The sequence below is a fragment of the Novosphingobium sp. P6W genome, assembly GCF_000876675.2.
In the GTDB taxonomy this organism is placed as follows: Bacteria; Pseudomonadota; Alphaproteobacteria; order Sphingomonadales; family Sphingomonadaceae; genus Novosphingobium.
Genome location: NZ_CP030353.1, coordinates 838,934 through 855,848, shown reverse-complemented (window position 1 = coordinate 855,848; position 16,915 = coordinate 838,934). Strand labels below are relative to the sequence as shown.

The window sequence follows — 16,915 nt, the reverse complement described above, 5'->3', positions numbered from 1 at the left end:
CCGCCATTCGTGAGCAAATAGCCATAAGCAGGGGCGAAACTGCGCGCGGGCGCATCCCTCTTTTCGAGTAGCATTCCAGCAGTGCGAGACTGCTTTAACATCCAGGCCCGGCGCACATCGGCGATGCCCGATCGATCGCGGTTGGCGCGATCACGGCGCTTTAAGCAGGGGGGCGTAATGACCCGTGTTTTCGCTTTCGGTCGCCCTCCGCCGAAGGGCAGCCAAGACAAATTCGGATGCTTGCGTTCACCGTCTAGTTGATAGCGCCGGCCCGCATTTCGCGGACCGTCCACGTGACGCCATCATCATTTTCACGGACACCGATTTCCCAGATGCTGACGACGAATAAGAGCCCCGGTGAATACCTCGATTCCGCAGTCAAAAGGCCAGGGCCAAGGCCCCGGTCCGTCATTCAAAATCCTGTTCCCTCCGCTATGGATTGGATCGAGCCCGCAACGTTCACAGAGGCCCTCCGTCTGCACATGGTCCGGTTTGAGGAATCCTTCCTCGCTTTACACCGTTCGATCATCGGTCGTGTCCCGCGGGGTGGTGTAGGAAGGTTTCCCTGAGAGGGTGGCCACCGTCGATCTTCTGGTAGGGTTCGGATGCGAACTCGAACCTGGAGAAGAAGACGATGACCGACGACAGAATGGCCCTTGTCGAGCTGATTGAGCAAGGGGCTGATAGCGATTTGGTGCGTGAGATGCTGGCTTTCGCCGCAGAGCGTATGATGGATCTCGAGATCGAGGCGAAGACGGGCGTGCCTTGCGGATCACGCAGCCCTGAGCGGCTGAACCACCGCAACGGCTACCGCGAGCGAGGTTGGGATACGCGAGCTGGCCGGATTGATCTGGCGATCCCGAAGCTGCGCAAAGGCAGTTACTTCCCAAGCTTCCTGGAGCGACGCCGCACTGCCGAGAAGGCCTTGGCGGCAGTGATCCAGGAAGCCTACGTCCACGGTGTTTCGACCCGTTCGGTCGACGATCTGGTTAAGGCGATGGGCGCCAGCGGTGTTTCAAAGAGCCAGGTCAGCCGTTTGGTTGCCGAGATCGACGAGCGGGTGAACGCTTTCCTCACGCGACCGATTGAAGGCGAGTGGCCCTATCTATGGATCGACGCCACCTACCTCAAAGAGCGCGAGGGCGGACGGATTGTCTCGACGGCGGCGATAATCGCGGTGGGCGTCAACACCGATGGCCGGCGCGAGGTTCTGGGCGTAGCCACCGGCCCGTCGGAAGCCGAACCCTTCTGGAAAGCCTTCCTGCGCTCGCTGGCGGATCGCGGCCTGCGAGGTGTGAAGCTGGTCATCTCCGACGATCACAAAGGGCTGCGCGCCGCGGCCAGCAAGGTATTTGCCGCAACCCAGCAGCGCTGTCGGGTGCACTGGATGCGCAACGCGTTTGCCCATGCCGCGCCGAAACAACGACCCGCTGTCATTGCTATGATCAAGACCATCTTCGCGCAGGAAACGGCCGAGGCAGCGCACCAGCAGTGGGACCAAGTTGCTGATGCCCTGCGCGAGAAGTTTCCAAAGCTGGCCGACATGATGGACGCATCACGCGAAGACGTGCTCGCCTACATGGCCTTCCCCAAGGATCATTGGGCGCAGATCGCGTCCACCAACCCGCTGGAAAGGGTCAACAAGGAGATCAAGCGAAGGGCCGACGTGATCGGCATATTCCCGAATGACGCTGCCGTCGTTCGTCTCGTCGGAGCGCTCATGCTGGAGCAGAACGATGTGTATGGACCACCCCCACCTTGCAAGGCTTTTCGATTTAGTACGACGAACTCGGGTCTTGCGGTCGTGTATCCGGCCTTGTGTTGCGGCATTCACGCCGCAGGCCCCTATGGTTTCCGCGGATCGACGGCCGGACAAATGGACGAACTCAACATGGTTCGCATCGTTTCATTGGCCTTTGTCGAACCCCGGTGAGACCGGTTTGCCATACTTTTGTCTTCGCCTCGCAAAACGGCCCCTGGAGGGGCCGAGCCGGTTACGCCGCCATCAGCTGTGCGGATGGACGGCGATACACTTCCTTCCTCGTCATCATGGCCCAGAGGGACCGTGCCGTTTTGTGAGCCACCGCCGTTGCAGCGACGTTCGTAGGCCTACGAGCGAGGAGATCCTTCAGCCACGGTCTCGGCGCCACGTCCTTTCGGAACGTCGTCCCCACGACTGCTCGCGCGCCATGGATCAGCAGAGTGCGTAGGTATCGGTCACCACCCTTGGTGATCCTCCCTATTCTCTCTTTGCCGCCACTGGCTTTGATCCGCGGTGTCAAGCCGAGCCATGCAGCAAAATGTCGTGAGGACCGGAACTGTGTGCCATCGCCGACTGCGGCCACGATTGCAGTCGCTGTGATCGGGCCCACGCCGGGGGCAGAAGCCAGGCGTTGACTTTCCGGACTGGATTTATGCCAAGCGACGATCCCCGCTTCCATCTCACCCAACTTCTCGGTCAGCGCGTCAATGTGCCGGAAAAGGCACCGCAACGCCTCTCTTGCTTCAACGGGCACCGTCGATTCGTCGGCCGTTGACAGGCGCTGGCTCAACGTCGCGAGCTGTCGCACGCCTTTACCTGCGATCAGGCCGTATTCCCCCAGCAGTCCGCGCAACGCGTTAATTGTCGCTGTCCGCTGTCGGACCAGCATGCTGCGGACGCGGTGCAAAGCTAGGATAGACTGCTGTTGCTTCGTCTTGATCGGGACAAACCGCATGTTCGGCTTGGTCGTGGCCTCGCAGATCGCTTCAGCATCGGCCGCATCCGTCTTGTTCCGCTTCACATACGGCTTGACGTATTGGGGGGGAATAAGCCGAACCGTGTGGCCGATCTCTACCAACATACGAGCCCAGTGGTGGGCGCTGGAACATGCTTCCATCCCGACAATGCATGGCGGCTGCTTAGTGAAAAATGACATCATCTCGGCACGCGCAAGCTTGCGACGCAATACGGTCACACCGGCTTCGTCAACGCCGTGCACCTGGAATACCGTCTTGGCCAAATCGAGGCCGATCGTAACAACTGACATGGCTTCCTCCATTTGATGACAACCCTCGGAATATGATCTATCCAATGGGGGTGGTCCATGCCATCAAGTGGGCGGTATCGCGCCGCTACATGACACTGGAAACTCTCGGCTCGGTGAGCCATAACCCTATTGTCAGCTTGCCAGCACTGGCCGCCTGACCTGAACCTGATCCTGCCGTAAATCGACGGTTCCTACACCCCCCCGCGGGACACGACCGTGACGCGGCTACCTTCGTCCAAACACCGATCTTGTGCCGCTAGGCGCACCTTTTATCGGCTCTGCAAAGGCTTACTCTCTTGATCGGTGGGGGTCGATGTCGAGGGCCAGTTGGCCGATCTTCGCGCGCCTCGATAGACTCAGCGGCATAAGAGCGGTCGCGCTTCTGCCGCTTTGAGGATACGTCGCGCAGCGGACACCGGTGCGCGACGAAAGCCTGCCTATACGTGAATGGCGGAAGGACCGGTCCGTTCAGGCATTTGCACGCGCAGAAGTATCCAGGCAGCAGCACCCAGCGTCACGATACCGCCAGCCGCGAATACGCCGACGATGCCCGTGGCTCCAAACACTGCGCCCCCTGCTGCCGCGCCCAGTGCAATGGACCCCTGCACCGAAGCGACGACCATCCCGCCTGCACTTTCCGCCTGATCGGGAACTGAGTGCGCGACCCAGGCCGACCACCCGACCGGCACGCCGCCGAAGGCGAGGCCCCAGATCGCCACCAGCAGCGCATGCCCGCCGATGGACGCCGGCACCAGGACCATCGCCAGCGCCGTTAGTCCCACTACGGCCGGCAAGAGAGCCATCGTCGCGCGCATGCTTCGCTCCATCAGCCAGCCCGCCAGCAGTGTGCCCGCGAAGTTCGCCACGCCAAAGCCCAGCAGCAACAGGGCAAGCCCTTCGGAGCCGATACCGATCGTCGCTTCGAGAAAGGGGCGGATATAGGTGAACAACGCGAAGTGGCCGACATGGGCCAAGATGCACCCCATCATGCCGACGGCGATGCCCGGACGCAGCGTGACGTCGAGTACTGTACGCAACCGCGACGGCTGGCCGGGCGCCATAGACGGCAGGGTGAACAGCTGCACCGCTAGCGTAACGGTGCCGATGGCCGCCGCCGCGTAGAAGGCGCTCTGCCACCCGAAGGTGCCGCCCATATAGCTGCCCAGCGGCACGGCCACCACCGTGCCCACCGCGATGCCGCTGAAGATGATGGACAAAGCGCGCGGCAAGAGCGGTGGCGGCACCAGCCGCATCGCGACCGCTGCGGCCATGCTCCAGAACCCGCCGAGCGCCACGCCCAGCAATATGCGCATGACCAGCAGCAAGACCAGATTGCTGGACATCGCCACCAGCAGGTTCGACGCGATCATGAGCATGGTGAAGCTTAGCAGCACGGTCCTGCGATTGAGCCGCTGCGTCAGGATCGGCACCAGCAGGCCGGAGAACAGCGCGACCACGGCGGTCACGGTGACGGCTTGCCCCGCCAGCGCTTCGGAAACGCCCAGATCAGCCGCCATCGGCGTCAGGAGGCTCGCGGGCAGGTACTCGGCCGTCAGCAGGCCGAACACGCCCATGGTCAGGGAGAAGACGGCCAGCCAGGCGGGAGCCGTCGGTCTGGTATCTGCATATGTCATAGCGATCATGATCCTTTGAAGGGTCGTTGTTCGCTGACTAGACGCCCGTCGTTGGACGATCTATGATGACAACTCCACATTCTTTAACCCAAGGTCCGGAAGTGCGTGGCTAATCCTGCCGATCTGATTGGCGAACTCCTCACCGCGCTTCGCCTGAACGGTGTGCGGTATCACCGCATCCAGACCGGCCCGCGCTTCGGGTTCGGGTTTCGCGGCCAGCCGGGCGAAGTGTTCTTCCATTACGTTGCGGTTGGTTCGGTCACCCTGCGAATGACGGATGGCAGCCTGCATCGCATCGACGCGGGCCAGGCGGTGTTCCTGCCGCGCGGGTCCGATCATGCGCTGCTGTCCGACTCCGAGGTGGCGGTGCGGGACGTCGAGAGTTTCGACGCGGCACAGCTAGGCGATGCCGTGCGTAACGTGGACACCTGCCCCAGCAGCGATCCGGTGCCGGGCATCGTGCTGTTTCATGGGCGCATGACGCTGGACCTTGGCGGCATGCATGGCCTTGGCCCCTTGATGCCTGCCTTGATGGTCGTCGATGCAGCCGAGCAACGCGCGCCCGATCTCGCTCTGATCCTGCAGGCGATGAAGACCGAGATCTGCGCCGGCCGGATCGGCTTTGCCGCCATGCTCGCGCGGTTGGCCGATGTCGCTGCGGCAATGATTATCCGCGCATGGATCGAGCATGGCTGCGACGACGCCTCGGGACTGATCGCGGCATTGCGCGACCCGCGGCTTTCCAGGGCCATCCTCGCGCTGCACCGCGATCCACGCCGCAACTGGTCGGTGGCGGAGCTTGCCGCGGAGTGCAATGTCTCGCGCTCCGCCTTCGCCGAGCGCTTCCATGCGACCATTGCCCTGACACCCCTCCGCTATGCGACCGAGATGAAGATGGGGCTGGCCCGCCAATGGCTCGCGCAGGAGCGGCTGGCAATCGACACCGTCGCCGATCGCCTCGGTTATACGTCGCAGGCCGCGTTCAGTAGGGCCTTCAAGCGCGTCACGGGCCAGTCTCCCGGAGCCAGCCGACGCGCGCAGGCATGAAGCTGCGTCCAGGGCCTGGCGGGCTTGGTGAACGGACGCTCGTTATTGATAGGGAATGCCGCCGTTTCCCATTCACCGGGTAATGCGGACGCGCTGACCGTACAGCGTCCAAACGGATCCTCAGCAAGGCCCCGGCCAAGGGCTCCTGCTCCAGCTTGGCGTCGGTCAGCCCCAATCGTGCGGTGGTGACGTACAGCACCCGACGATCGGGTGACAGGCAACAACTTGTTGGTCTCGATACAGGCAGGTCGGTCTGTTTCAAGACGGTGCCGTCTGGAGCGAAGCGCCGAATTGCATTTCCGTCGAAGAGGGTGGACCAGATTGTACCGTCGTCATCGACCAGAAGACCATCGGGATAACCATCATCGGCGCTGAAGGTAGCAAAGTCTCGACGGTTGGTGATGGCTCCCGTCAGCGGATCATGAACATAGGCGTAAATGACCGGGATGCGGGAGTCGGTAAGGTAGAGCGTTCGGCGATCCGGACTCCAGTCTAGCTGTTTGGTTGCGGAACGTCATTGGGATCAGGTAGGCTGGGCTATCGCGGACAACGCGTGGCGCTTTACCCCTGTCAGCGATGAGGTGCTGTAATGATGCAAATACACCCCCAGGCGCGAACAACGCCTGCAGTGCGAGCGGAGATCGCTCGATCCACGGAGCCGGCGAGTGTCGTCGCCAAGCGCTACGGCATCAGCGACGAGACAGTCCGGAAATGGCGAAAGCGCGGCGAACACGCGTGCCAGGATCGATCGAGCCGGCCAAAGCGGCTGCCATGGCGCGTCACCGAGGAGGAACGCGCGATCATCTGCACCGTGCGCCGATCGACGGGCTTCCCGCTGGATGACCTGACCTTTGTGCTTCGCCACTTCCTACCGCATCTCAACCGCGACAACATTTATCGGGTCTTGAAGGCCGAAGGCCTTAATCGACGCCCCGCGAAGCCATCAACGCCGCCGACCAAAGGGCAAGGCAGCTTTCGCGAATATGACCTCGGTTACGTCCATATTGACGTCAAACACTTGCCAAAGCTGCGGACTGGCGACGGTGAGGTGCGCAAGCGCTACCTCTATGTCGCCATCGATCGCTGCTCTCGCTTCGTCCACCTGGCAGTCTACGACGCTGAGAACGCGGCCAACGCAGTCGCCTTCCTGGCGGAGGCACGAAAGGCATTTCCCTTCCGTATCACCCATGTGCTCACTGACCGCGGATCCTGCTTCACCGCTGATGCCTTCGAACTCGCCTGCAGCAAGCTCAAGGTCACCCGTCGCATGACAAAACCCTATACGCCCCAAACCAACGGCATGGTCGAACGCTTCAACGGTCGCGTCGCAAGCGAAGTGCTCGGCATCAATGTCGCCGGCCACCCCGATCTCGAAATGCTGCTCATCGGATTCAACCATGCGTACAACGGGCGACGACAGCGCGTTCTTTCCGGGCTGACACCCATCGATAGCGTCCGCAAGCGGCTTGACCATAATGGCCGCCTTGCAAATCCCCTTTACAAGCCTGCGCACAACAACGACCTGCTACCCAAAGTCGATGAGATCCTCTACTATGCCAATGAGGTCTCACAACCAGACAACGTCACGCGAGCGTGACGTCCTGGCCGACTTTAATGCAACTCCAGACCATATTATATCGGTGATCTGAGAGCACCATCAGCGGCTCGAAAGCGCCTGCCTGCAAAGGTCGATCATGTATAGTTGCTTAGAGGATTTCTGCCTGGAGCCGGCTATGACCAACCACCTTCTCGCCAGCCGTCGCGCATCCGCAGTCCCCAGAGGCGTCGCTTCAGCAACCGCCATTTTCGCGGCGCGTGCCGAAAACGCGGAGCTCTGGGATGTCGAGGGGCGCCGCTATGTCGATTTCGCGGGCGGTATCGCCGTGCTCAACGTTGGGCATCGTCATCCCAAGGTTATTGCAGCGGTCCGTGACCAGCTCGACCTCTACACCCACACCGCCTTCCAGGTCGTGCCCTACGCGCCCTATGTCGAGTTGGCCGAGCGGCTGAACACGCTCGCGCCGATAGAAGGCGATGCCAAGACGATCTTCTTCACGACCGGCGCTGAGGCGACCGAAAATGCCGTGAAGATCGCCCGGGCCGCGACTAACCGTCCGGGCGTCATTGCTTTCGCGGGCGGCTTCCATGGCCGTACCCTGCTGGCATCGGCAATGACAGGAAAGGTTTCGCCCTACAAGAAAGGCCTCGGGCCTTTTCCCGGCGAAATCTACCATGTCCCACTGCCCAGCGAAACGACCGGGGTAACGATCGACGAAACTCTACGCGCGCTGGAATTCCTGTTTGCCGCCGATGTCGAGCCCGAACGCATCGCCGCGATAATGCTTGAGCCAGTTCAGGGAGAAGGAGGCTTTCATATGCCGGATCCCGCGCTTTACCGGGCGATAGACCAGCTCCGCCGCGATCACGGCATCCTCCTGATCGCCGACGAGGTGCAGAGCGGCTTTGCGCGTACCGGCAAGATGTTCGGCATCGAACACGCTCCGATAAAGCCCGATCTGATCGCGATCGCCAAATCGCTGGCCGGCGGCTTTCCCTTGTCAGGGGTAATCGGTCGCGCCGATATAATGGACGCCGTTGAACCCGGCGGGCTCGGCGGCACCTATGGCGGATCGCCGATCGCTCTCGTAGCCGCGCTCGCCGTGCTCGACGTGATCGAGGAAGAAAATCTGATCGCGCGCGCGAACGTCATCGGCGCTCGGCTGCGCCAGCGCATTTCTGCTTTCGCCAGCCGCGATGATCTCGTCCGCATCGCCGGCTTGCGCGGTCCGGGTGCGATGATCGCCTTCGACATCGTCGATGGGAAAGGGCGTCCGGATGGAATTGAAGCCAAGAAGGTTTGCGCCCGCGCGCTCGATGCCGGATTGATTCTGCTGAGCTGCGGTCGGTTCGGCCAAACTATCCGCATCCTCGTGCCTTTGACGGCGTCGGACGCGATCCTGGAAGAGGGGATGAACGCCATCGACAAAGCGGTGAGCCCCAGGGCACCGGTCGAGCAGGGATCGACCATCTCGGCTGAGGCATTGGCATGACCAAGCTGACGCTCGACTACGCGCAGCTGTTGCGGAACGGCGCCTATATTGATGGCGCTTGGGTGACGGCCGACGCGGTGATCGCGGTACGCAATCCGGCCGATGGCAGCATCGTCGGCAGTGTCCCAACCTTGGCGGTGCTGAAGCGAGCCGGGCGGTTGCGGCGGCGCAGCGTGCCTTCGGCGACTGGCGTGTGCTGCCTGCCAAGCAGCGCGGCGCGATCGTTCGGCGCTGGGGCGAACTGATGCTCGCACATCAGGACGATCTCGCCCGGCTGATGACCGCCGGACAGGGTAAGCCGCTCGCCGAGGCCAGGGGTGAGGTTGCCTATGCAGCGGCTTTCCTCGAATGGTTCGCTGAGGAAGCGCGGCGGGTCGACGGCGATCTTCTGACCCCGCACCGGAACGACCGCCGTCTGCTGGTCCGAAAGCAACCGGTTGGCGTGGTCGCGGCGATAACGCCGTGGAACTTCCCGCTGGCGATGATTACCCGCAAGGCCGGACCGGCGCTCGCGGTCGGTTGCACGATGGTGCTTAAACCCTCTGAACTGACGCCCTTGTCGGCGTTGGCGCTGGCCGTGCTGGCTGAACAAGCGGGCGTGCCAGCCGGCGTGTTCAACGTCGTCACCGGCGATGCCAGATCGATTGGCGAGGTGCTGACCGGCGACAAGCGCGTTCGCAAGTTCACGTTCACGGAGTCGACGCCGGTCGGCAAGACGCTTGCGGCGCGCTGTATGGATACTGTGAAGCACGTCAGCCTGGAACTCGGTGGCAATGCGCCTTTCATCGTGTTCGACGATGCCGATCTGGATGCAGCGGTCGAGGGCGCGATTGCGTCTAAGTTCCGCAACACGGGCCAGACCTGCGTGTGCGCCAATCGCCTCCTCGTCCAAGCCGGGATCTATGATCGCTTCGCTGAAGCGCTGACCACCCGCGTCTCCGCCTTGAAGGTCGGCGCCGGTCTTGGTGGTCCGAGCGACCAGGGGCCACTGATCGACGATAGCGCGGTCGCCAAGGCGGTCGCTCATGTCGCCGACGCGCTCGAAAACGGCGGTCGGTTGTTGACTGGCGGCAAAGCGATCGACCGCGCCGGCACCTTCTTCGCGCCGACCGTCATCGCTGATGTGGCCGCCGACACGCTCCTGTGCCGCGAGGAAATGTTCGGACCGGTCGCCGGGCTGGTTCGGTTCGAGACCGAGGAAGAAGCGATTGCCCTTGCCAACGATACCGATGCCGGGCTCGCGGCTTACGTCTACACCCGCGACATCGATCGAAGCTGGCGGGTGCCCGAGGCGCTCGATTACGGGATGGTTGGCCTCAACACCGGGCTGATTTCGACGGCGGTTGCGCCGTTCGGCGGCGTCAAGCAATCGGGTCTGGGCCGGGAAGGCTCGCGTTACGGCGTCGATGATCATCTCGACATCAAGCTGGTCTGCGCAGCGGTGGAAGGCCTATAATTTTTGAGCTCCATATGCTGTTGACGGAATGGTGCCCTCAACGCACCAATGCAAAATATGGACGGCAACGCCACTTTGCGAAGGTCAGCATGAATAGTGAGCACCGCCCGGGGCGGTTACCATCATTTGCGTCGCTGCGAGCGTTTGAAGCTGTTTTCCGACATGGCGGCATCCGCAAGGCAGCGGACCAGCTGAACCTCAACCATGCCGTCGTCAGCAGGCATATCCGTTTGCTTGAAGATTGGTTGGGCATAGCCCTGGTAGTTCGAAGTGGTAACCGACTTTTCTTGACTGAAAAGGGAGCGGAATATCATGCGCGGATATCCGCGGCAGTAGCCGAAATGGTCCTGGCGACGGATGATCTCGTCGAAAGCCGGAACAGTAAACCGCTGCGACTTTCGTGCGTACCGGGATTCGCGACCCAATGGCTTGCGCGCAATCTTGCAGAATTCGAGCGAGCATATCCTGATTGCAAAGTCGAGCTGAAGCCGACCGATACGCAAGCTAATCTTCTCGCTCACGAGGCTGACGCCGATATTCGACTCTTTGTCGATCCAATGACCGGCCCACCCCGTGGATTGCGGGCGTTCGAACTTGCAAGGCCCGAACTTTTGCCGCTAGCAAGCCCAGAACTCGCTGCTGAACTGGAACGGCACACGCAGCCGGGATCATGTGTGGAGTGGCCGTTTTTGCATGATACGGACGATAGCGAATGGCGGGCCTGGCTGCACAAGAACGGCCACGCCGTGCCCGAGGTTTTGCCGGGCAGTCTGTACTGGCACTCGCATTTAACCATCGCTGCGGCGCGGGATGGACGGGGCGTGGTCATTGCGAGCAAGTTTCTGGTTGATGGCAACTTGAAAGAGGGATCGCTCGTCAAAATTGAGTTACCAGACGCGCGACCTGTTGCTCTAGGCAGCTATTTCCTGGTTGCGCGCGAAGACCGCTGGTCACATCCGACGCTGGTTCGGCTGCGAGCGTTCCTGAGGCAGAAAATGGCGAAGATGACCGGCGAGAGCATCGGTTGAAGCATGCCGGTGCGCTGACCGTGGTGACCGACCGCTTTGCATGCAGGTTTGTTAACGAGGCAGATATGATTCTCGACGTAATCGATCTTTCCGGATCCCCCAGCGAGCGCGGCCGAGCGTTCGGAAATCTGCGTCGGGCACAGATCCGCTCTTGGCTAGACGACTGGCTGGAAAGCCTTGCCCTAGCGGGGATCAGCGACCCCCGCGCTTACGCCGGGCAGTTCATTCGGAACACCGAATTCATGCCGACCGTCGAAGCATATGCGTCGGACGTTCTGGACGAGCTGCGTGCCATGGCCGAAGGGGCGGATGTTCCCTTCGAGTTGCTCTTCGCGGCCCAGCTGATGGACGAAGAGTGGGTTTATCGCGAAGCCACGCACGGATCTTTGTCAGGGGATAAGTGCAGCTCATTCGCGATCCGCGCCGCCTCGGGCAGTATGTGGATCGGGCAGAACATGGACCTCGATACATTCACTGACGGGCATCAGCTGATGGTGCGTGCTTCAGCGGATGGCGGCAAGCCGGCGACGCTGGTCTTCACGGTCGGTGGTCTGATCGCGTTGCTCGGCGTCAACGCCCGGCGCGTCGCCATCTGCGTCAATTATCTGTCGCAGCTGCCCACGTCGGCCCGGGGTCTGCCCGTCGCCTTTGTCATCCGCAAGTCGCTTCAATCGAATACGCTCGATGAGGCAGCGCGCTTCATCAAGTCCGTGCCCCATGCGGTAGGCCAGCATTACCTGATCGCGGACACATCCGACATTCGCTCGCTCGAGGCATCAGCGGCGGGAGTTCATGAATTTTCTGCGGGTTCCGACCGTGTGCTTCACACCAATCATCCGCTGGCGCCCGCGAATATCGCGATTGCCGATGTTCCGAATGGTGCTAATTCCGAAGCAAGGCTATCGGCGCTGACCCGTCGGCTGGGTGGCGGCTTCCCCGGCCTGTCAGAACTACAGGCGGCACTGTCTTCAAGTGACGACCCGCTCAATCCCGTCTGCCGCACCGCCCCCAGCGATGTCGATCGCAAAAAATCGAAGAATATCAACGGATTTACGACTGGATCAGTGATCATGTCTCTCGACAGGCGAAAGGCCGAAATCGATGCTTGGGTCAGCAACGGGCCGCCGAGCCTGCGAGGATATGAGGAAGTTCGATTGAACGGGGTGAACTGATGCAAAGCGACGCGACTACGGTCGCCATTTTCCTATAACGGGTTCCTTTCGGCTCGCGCGCCGAATATGAAACCGAGGAAATTCAGCAAGGTCTGCGCGGCCAAAATCGATGTGCTGCCCGTGGCGTCATAATCGGGTGCCACCTCGACGAGGTCCATTCCGACGATGTGGTGCCGGTTAGCGAGGTGCTGGAGCATTTCAAGCACTTCATAGTAGAGGAAGCCGCCGTGGCTCGGCGTGCCTGTGCCGGGCGCGATTGACGGGCAGAAACCGTCAATATCCAGCGTTACGTAAACCCGCGCGCCTTCGGGAATGCGCGCGATGACAGCTTCCGGTCCCAAGGCGCGCATCTGGCGGACCGAAATAATGTCCGAACCCATCGCCCGGGCCTCCTCATACCCATCCTTTGCGGTAGAGGAGACGTTGCGGATTCCCACTTGGGTCAGGCCCGTGACATAGGGCTTCTCCGCGGCCCGCCGCAGTGGATTGCCGTGGCCAAAGCGTACGCCATGGCGCTCATCCACGAAATCGAGATGGGCATCGATATGGAAGATGTGAAAGCTGTCACGGCGCTCATAGGCGTCGATGCAGGGAATGTTGACCGAATGATCCCCGCCGATCACGATTGGTAGGGCGCCGGCGTCCAGGATTGCCTCGACGCCCTTTTTGATATTGGCGTGGCTTTGAAGCGTGTCGGTATGAATGATATCGGCATCCCCGATATCGACCATCCGGACGTCTGACCCAAGGTAGATGCGGTCGTCCTCGTGGTCATATGCGCCCGCATGCCCGAAGCTGAACAGCGTGGACGCTTCCCGCACCGATCGCGGTCCGAACCGGGCGCCAGCACGATATTGCGTGCCGGCGTCGAATGGCGCGCCGAGGATGGCGACATCGGCATCGATCCGGGACCAGTCCTGCACATACGGGCTTTTTCCGAAGGTGCAGATGCCGACGAAGGGCAGGTTCAATCTTCCTGATTCGTACGGATGGCCACTCATCAATCAAACTCCAGAGCTTTGGGGTGATCGCCAATCCAGGCGGCCACAACGCGCGCGGATTGTCGCCGAACCTTTCGCCTTGTCCTGCCGGTCCTGTCGCTCGCAGTACCCACCGCTAGCGCGTGAGGCAGTCGATTGCCTTTGAAAGCATCTTAAATCCGTTTGAGATACAGGCGGAAAGTGCATCGGACGCCCCCATCCGGCTGATCAGGCCGATGCGAAGACCTGTCATCGCATCGCAAACAAACCGGAAGGGGAATCAAACACGCATTTGTGTGAACTATATAAAGATGCCTCCCAAAGACAGTGGCTCGCATAGCATTCGAACCAAAATGAGGAAGGGGCGGAAGACTTCGATGAAAGGCTATGCGGCATTCACGCCAAATCCAGTGATTTCGGCATGCCCGGTTCAGCCATCGGTGCGGGGCCCAAGCGCAGCTCTTCTGTCGAAGTGGACGTGCTGCAAATCGGCAGGGTCCGTCTGCATCAATCGTCAATCGTCAATTTTCAATGATCTCTGATAGCGCGTGTAGCGGCAGGAGTCAGTCCAGGCCAATGTCCGACCAGAAAACGAACACCGAAATCGTCGCTGCCCTTGACGCTTTGTTCGAGCGCTGGAACCGCGCCGATCAGCCCGGCCTGGTTGTAGGCGTGCGGCATCGCGGCCAAGCATTGTATCGCCGGGCCTTCGGCATGGCGAGCCTGGAGACGGGCCATGCCAACCATGTCGCTACCGCCATGAGGATCGGCTCGACCAGCAAGCATTTCCTCGCGCTGCTGATGCTGCTGCTGGAGGAGGAAGGGCTGCTCGATCTCGATGCGTCGATCGGCGACTATATTCCGGAACTGCAGGGCCATAACGCGGAGCCGACATTGCGGCAGTTGCTGCAGCATCGCGGCGGTACGCGATGTCATATAGACCTTGGGTTCATCGGCCACGCCATGGTCGCGCCTCCAGAGGGAAGTGCTCTGGCGGTCCTGCGACGGCAAACAGGCCGCAACTTTCCGCCGGGCACTGCCACGATCTACAACAATGGCGGCTATCATCTCGCGTCGCTCGCTGCGTCACGCGTGGTGGGGGCGCCGTTGGCGGCGCTATTCAAGCGCTATTTGTTCGAGCCTTTGGAGATGCATGACACCCATCTCGCACCGAGCGACTATGTCATGACGCCCGGCATCGCCAGCCTTCATCTGCCCGGCGATGGTCAATGGCGGCGCGGACTATTTCCGTCACAGGAGGTGTTGGGCGAGGGCGGGATTGTGTCGACCATCGACGACATGCTGACATGGGCGGCACATCTGCAGTCACGAAATATCTTCGGCGCGCAGCGAAGCTGGGACGCGCTGCTGGATGCGCCGGCGGAGATCGATGGCTCGCCTGGCTATTACGGGCTTGGCCTGATGCAGCAGACCTATCGCTGCGTGAAGACGATCCGCCACTCGGGCGGCGTGATCGGGGGTTCGTCAGACCTTGTATGCGTCCTCGGTGAAGACCTTGATATCATCATCATGAGCAACGGCGCGCCCAACGCGTCGCCTTCCGTCCTTGCGGACCAGATAGTCGATATAGTGCTGGGCGATGTGCTGAACGTGCGGCCAGCCAACCCCGATCCGGATGAATATAGCGATTGGCTAGGCCATTATGGCTGCCCTGAAACAGGCATGCATTATAGCCTTGTGAGCCATGGTGGCGCGCTTTGCCTGCGGATTTTGAACTACGCCGTTCCATACCCGCTTGCCTTCGATACCCATGGCCAACTGTCCACCGGTTTGACCGGGATCGGCACGGTTCGAATTCATTGTGAGCATGGAAGTGATGGCACCCGCTCGCTGCGGGTCACTTTCGCGGGGCAGCACGATGTTTGCGCGAAGCAGATCATCGATGTCGATGCAGAGGTGCCGCCGGGCGTCGAAGGCGCGTTCGACAGCCCGGAGAGTGGCTTTGAAGTGCTGATCGAACGGTCCGGCAAGCAGGTGACGCTGCGCGTGCGCGACCAATGGGGGAGCAGCGAGTTCGATCTTGTCCCATTGGGCGGGAAGTGGCTTTCCATGCGCAGCAGCCCGCATTCCGATCAGTTCGGAGCAACACTATCGTTTCCAAATGGCTGGCAAGGCGACTTCACGCTCAATTCGGCGCGGACAAGAAACCTTGAATTCCGGCGGCTCGCGGTAAGGAAAGAGCAATGACGCTGCAGTTGAAACCCGACTTTTCCGCCGATGGCGGTCTGAAAGCCTTTCCTGCCACTTTGGGCCGCGTCCATGCGCGCGAGATCGGCGGTCTAGGGTTGAATGTGCTGAAGCAGGAGGTGGAGTTTCCTGTCGCGGTGCTCAAATCTTCCGCGCTTCGGCACAACCAGCTCTGGATGCGGGCGTTTCTGGCGCGTACCGTGGCATCGATCGCACCGCACGGCAAGACGACGATGAGCCCCGAACTCATCGCCATGCAGATCGCGGACGGTGCCTGGGGTATCACGGCTGCCACCACGGCACATATTCGTTCCTATCAAGCGCATGGCGTGCGGCGCATCATTCATGCCAACCAGCTGGTGGGAAAAGAGAATATTCGGGGCGTGTTCGAACTGCTCGCCCAGGACACGGATCTGGATTTCTACACGCTCGTCGACTCCCGCGCTGGTTTCGATCTCCTTGCCGAAGGCCTCGCGCGAACGCCGATCGGACGCCCGCTCCAGCTGCTTCTCGAAATTGGGGCCAAGAACGGGCGCACCGGATTTCGCATCCTGAGCGATGCGATTGCGCTTGCTGAGGATATAGCCCGCGATCCTCGTTTTACACTGGCCGGCGTGGAATGCTTCGAAGGCGTCTATACGGGGCGTTCGTCGGATCACGATCATCAGGCCGGGAGCATGTTAGATCGGATGGTCGAGCTCGCTCTGCAGCTGCGCGACCGCAAGCTGTTCGGCATATCCCGGCCGATCTTTTCCGGTGGCGGTTCCGCTTATTTCGCGCTCGTCGCCCGGACAGCGGATGAGCATCTCAAGGAAGCGGATTTCCGGGTCGTGCTGCGCAGTGGCTGCTATCTCACGCATGACAGCGAACATTACCGGCTCATTCATCAGCGGCTTGGCCTGGAAGGGGAAGTCGGTGAGCCGAAACATGGGCTGCTCGCGGCGCTGGAGGTTTGGGGTTGCGTCCAGTCGTGCCCGGAACCGGGATTGGTGCTCGTAAATTTGGGAAAACGCGACATCTCCTATGACATCGATCTGCCTGTGCCCATGTGGACATGTGCGCGCGGCGGATCAGAAGCGATCCCGGCGGAACAGGACATGCGCGTGACAGCGCTCAACGACCAGCACCTCTTCCTGTCGGTTGCGCCAGAATCCACCCTCGCGGTGGGAGATCTTGTCGGCTTCGGCATTTCCCACCCCTGCACCACCTTCGACAAATGGAAGATGATGTTCGTGGTCGACGATGCCTATCGGGTCGAAACAATGATCAGCACCTGCTTCTAAGCGAGAAGGGCACAAGAGTGATGATATC

11 protein-coding genes and 3 pseudogenes are annotated in these 16,915 nt (G+C 61.1%); 10 read left to right on the top strand and 4 right to left on the bottom strand.

Features of this window, described 5'->3' with window-relative positions; genetic code table 11:
- Positions 1 to 634 precede the first annotated feature (634 nt).
- Positions 635 to 1,738 (top strand): annotated as a pseudogene (locus TQ38_RS20180) (IS256 family transposase); the annotation flags it as partial.
- A 256-nt stretch (positions 1,739 to 1,994) separates the two neighbouring features.
- Here TQ38_RS20180 and TQ38_RS20175 read toward each other — a convergent pair.
- Positions 1,995 to 3,029, bottom strand: coding sequence for an IS110 family transposase (locus TQ38_RS20175; RefSeq protein WP_043980972.1), 1,035 nt, complete (start codon positions 3,027 to 3,029; stop codon positions 1,995 to 1,997).
- A 32-nt stretch (positions 3,030 to 3,061) separates the two neighbouring features.
- Between TQ38_RS20175 and TQ38_RS31335 the strand changes: the two genes are divergently transcribed.
- The gene (locus TQ38_RS31335) at positions 3,062 to 3,187 is read left to right on the top strand and encodes a hypothetical protein (RefSeq protein ID WP_255417995.1); all 126 of its coding nucleotides are present in this window, start codon (positions 3,062 to 3,064) and stop codon (positions 3,185 to 3,187) included.
- A 279-nt stretch (positions 3,188 to 3,466) separates the two neighbouring features.
- Here TQ38_RS31335 and TQ38_RS20170 read toward each other — a convergent pair whose 3' ends face one another.
- Positions 3,467 to 4,663 (bottom strand): MFS transporter, encoded by a 1,197-nt coding sequence (locus TQ38_RS20170; protein WP_205316176.1) that lies wholly within the window; start codon positions 4,661 to 4,663, stop codon positions 3,467 to 3,469.
- Between the two features lie 105 nt (positions 4,664 to 4,768).
- Here TQ38_RS20170 and TQ38_RS20165 point away from each other — a divergent pair, with 105 nt between their 5' ends.
- Positions 4,769 to 5,710 (top strand): AraC family transcriptional regulator, encoded by a 942-nt coding sequence (locus TQ38_RS20165; RefSeq protein ID WP_043980898.1) that lies wholly within the window; start codon positions 4,769 to 4,771, stop codon positions 5,708 to 5,710.
- Here the strand turns inward: TQ38_RS20165 and TQ38_RS31495 are convergent.
- Positions 5,667 to 6,194, bottom strand: a pseudogene (locus TQ38_RS31495) (SMP-30/gluconolactonase/LRE family protein); the annotation flags it as partial. The gene TQ38_RS20165 and the pseudogene TQ38_RS31495 overlap by 44 nt on opposite strands.
- A gap of 105 nt (positions 6,195 to 6,299) precedes the next feature.
- Between TQ38_RS31495 and TQ38_RS20155 the strand changes: the two are divergent.
- The 5 genes and pseudogenes from TQ38_RS20155 (at position 6,300) to TQ38_RS20135 (ending at position 12,416) form a co-directional block, all read left to right on the top strand.
- Positions 6,300 to 7,307 (top strand): IS481 family transposase, encoded by a 1,008-nt coding sequence (locus TQ38_RS20155; RefSeq protein WP_043980896.1) that lies wholly within the window; start codon positions 6,300 to 6,302, stop codon positions 7,305 to 7,307.
- Between the two features lie 136 nt (positions 7,308 to 7,443).
- Positions 7,444 to 8,760, top strand: coding sequence for a 4-aminobutyrate--2-oxoglutarate transaminase (gene gabT / locus TQ38_RS20150; protein WP_043980895.1), 1,317 nt, complete (start codon positions 7,444 to 7,446; stop codon positions 8,758 to 8,760).
- Positions 8,757 to 10,216, top strand: a pseudogene (locus TQ38_RS20145) (NAD-dependent succinate-semialdehyde dehydrogenase). Before gabT ends, TQ38_RS20145 begins: the two are co-directional and overlap by 4 nt.
- Before the next feature lie 14 nt (positions 10,217 to 10,230).
- Positions 10,231 to 11,244 (top strand): LysR substrate-binding domain-containing protein, encoded by a 1,014-nt coding sequence (locus tag TQ38_RS20140; protein WP_240198159.1) that lies wholly within the window; start codon positions 10,231 to 10,233, stop codon positions 11,242 to 11,244.
- Positions 11,241 to 12,416, top strand: a complete 1,176-nt coding sequence (locus TQ38_RS20135; RefSeq protein WP_043980894.1) for a C45 family peptidase — start codon at positions 11,241 to 11,243, stop codon at positions 12,414 to 12,416. The genes TQ38_RS20140 and TQ38_RS20135 overlap by 4 nt, the downstream gene beginning before the upstream one ends.
- A gap of 32 nt (positions 12,417 to 12,448) precedes the next feature.
- On the opposite strand, the gene speB is transcribed toward TQ38_RS20135, so the two are convergent.
- Positions 12,449 to 13,387 carry an agmatinase gene (speB, locus tag TQ38_RS20130; RefSeq protein ID WP_205316175.1) on the bottom strand — a complete coding sequence of 313 codons (939 nt, stop codon included), beginning with the start codon at positions 13,385 to 13,387 and terminating at the stop codon, positions 12,449 to 12,451.
- A 633-nt stretch (positions 13,388 to 14,020) separates the two neighbouring features.
- Here speB and TQ38_RS20125 point away from each other — a divergent pair.
- Together TQ38_RS20125 and TQ38_RS20120 are read left to right on the top strand one after the other, a co-directional pair.
- Positions 14,021 to 15,604 carry a serine hydrolase gene (locus TQ38_RS20125; protein WP_162792329.1) on the top strand — a complete coding sequence of 528 codons (1,584 nt, stop codon included), beginning with the start codon at positions 14,021 to 14,023 and terminating at the stop codon, positions 15,602 to 15,604.
- Positions 15,601 to 16,887, top strand: coding sequence for an alanine racemase (locus TQ38_RS20120; protein WP_052506052.1), 1,287 nt, complete (start codon positions 15,601 to 15,603; stop codon positions 16,885 to 16,887). The genes TQ38_RS20125 and TQ38_RS20120 overlap by 4 nt, the downstream gene beginning before the upstream one ends.
- Positions 16,888 to 16,915 lie beyond the last annotated feature (28 nt).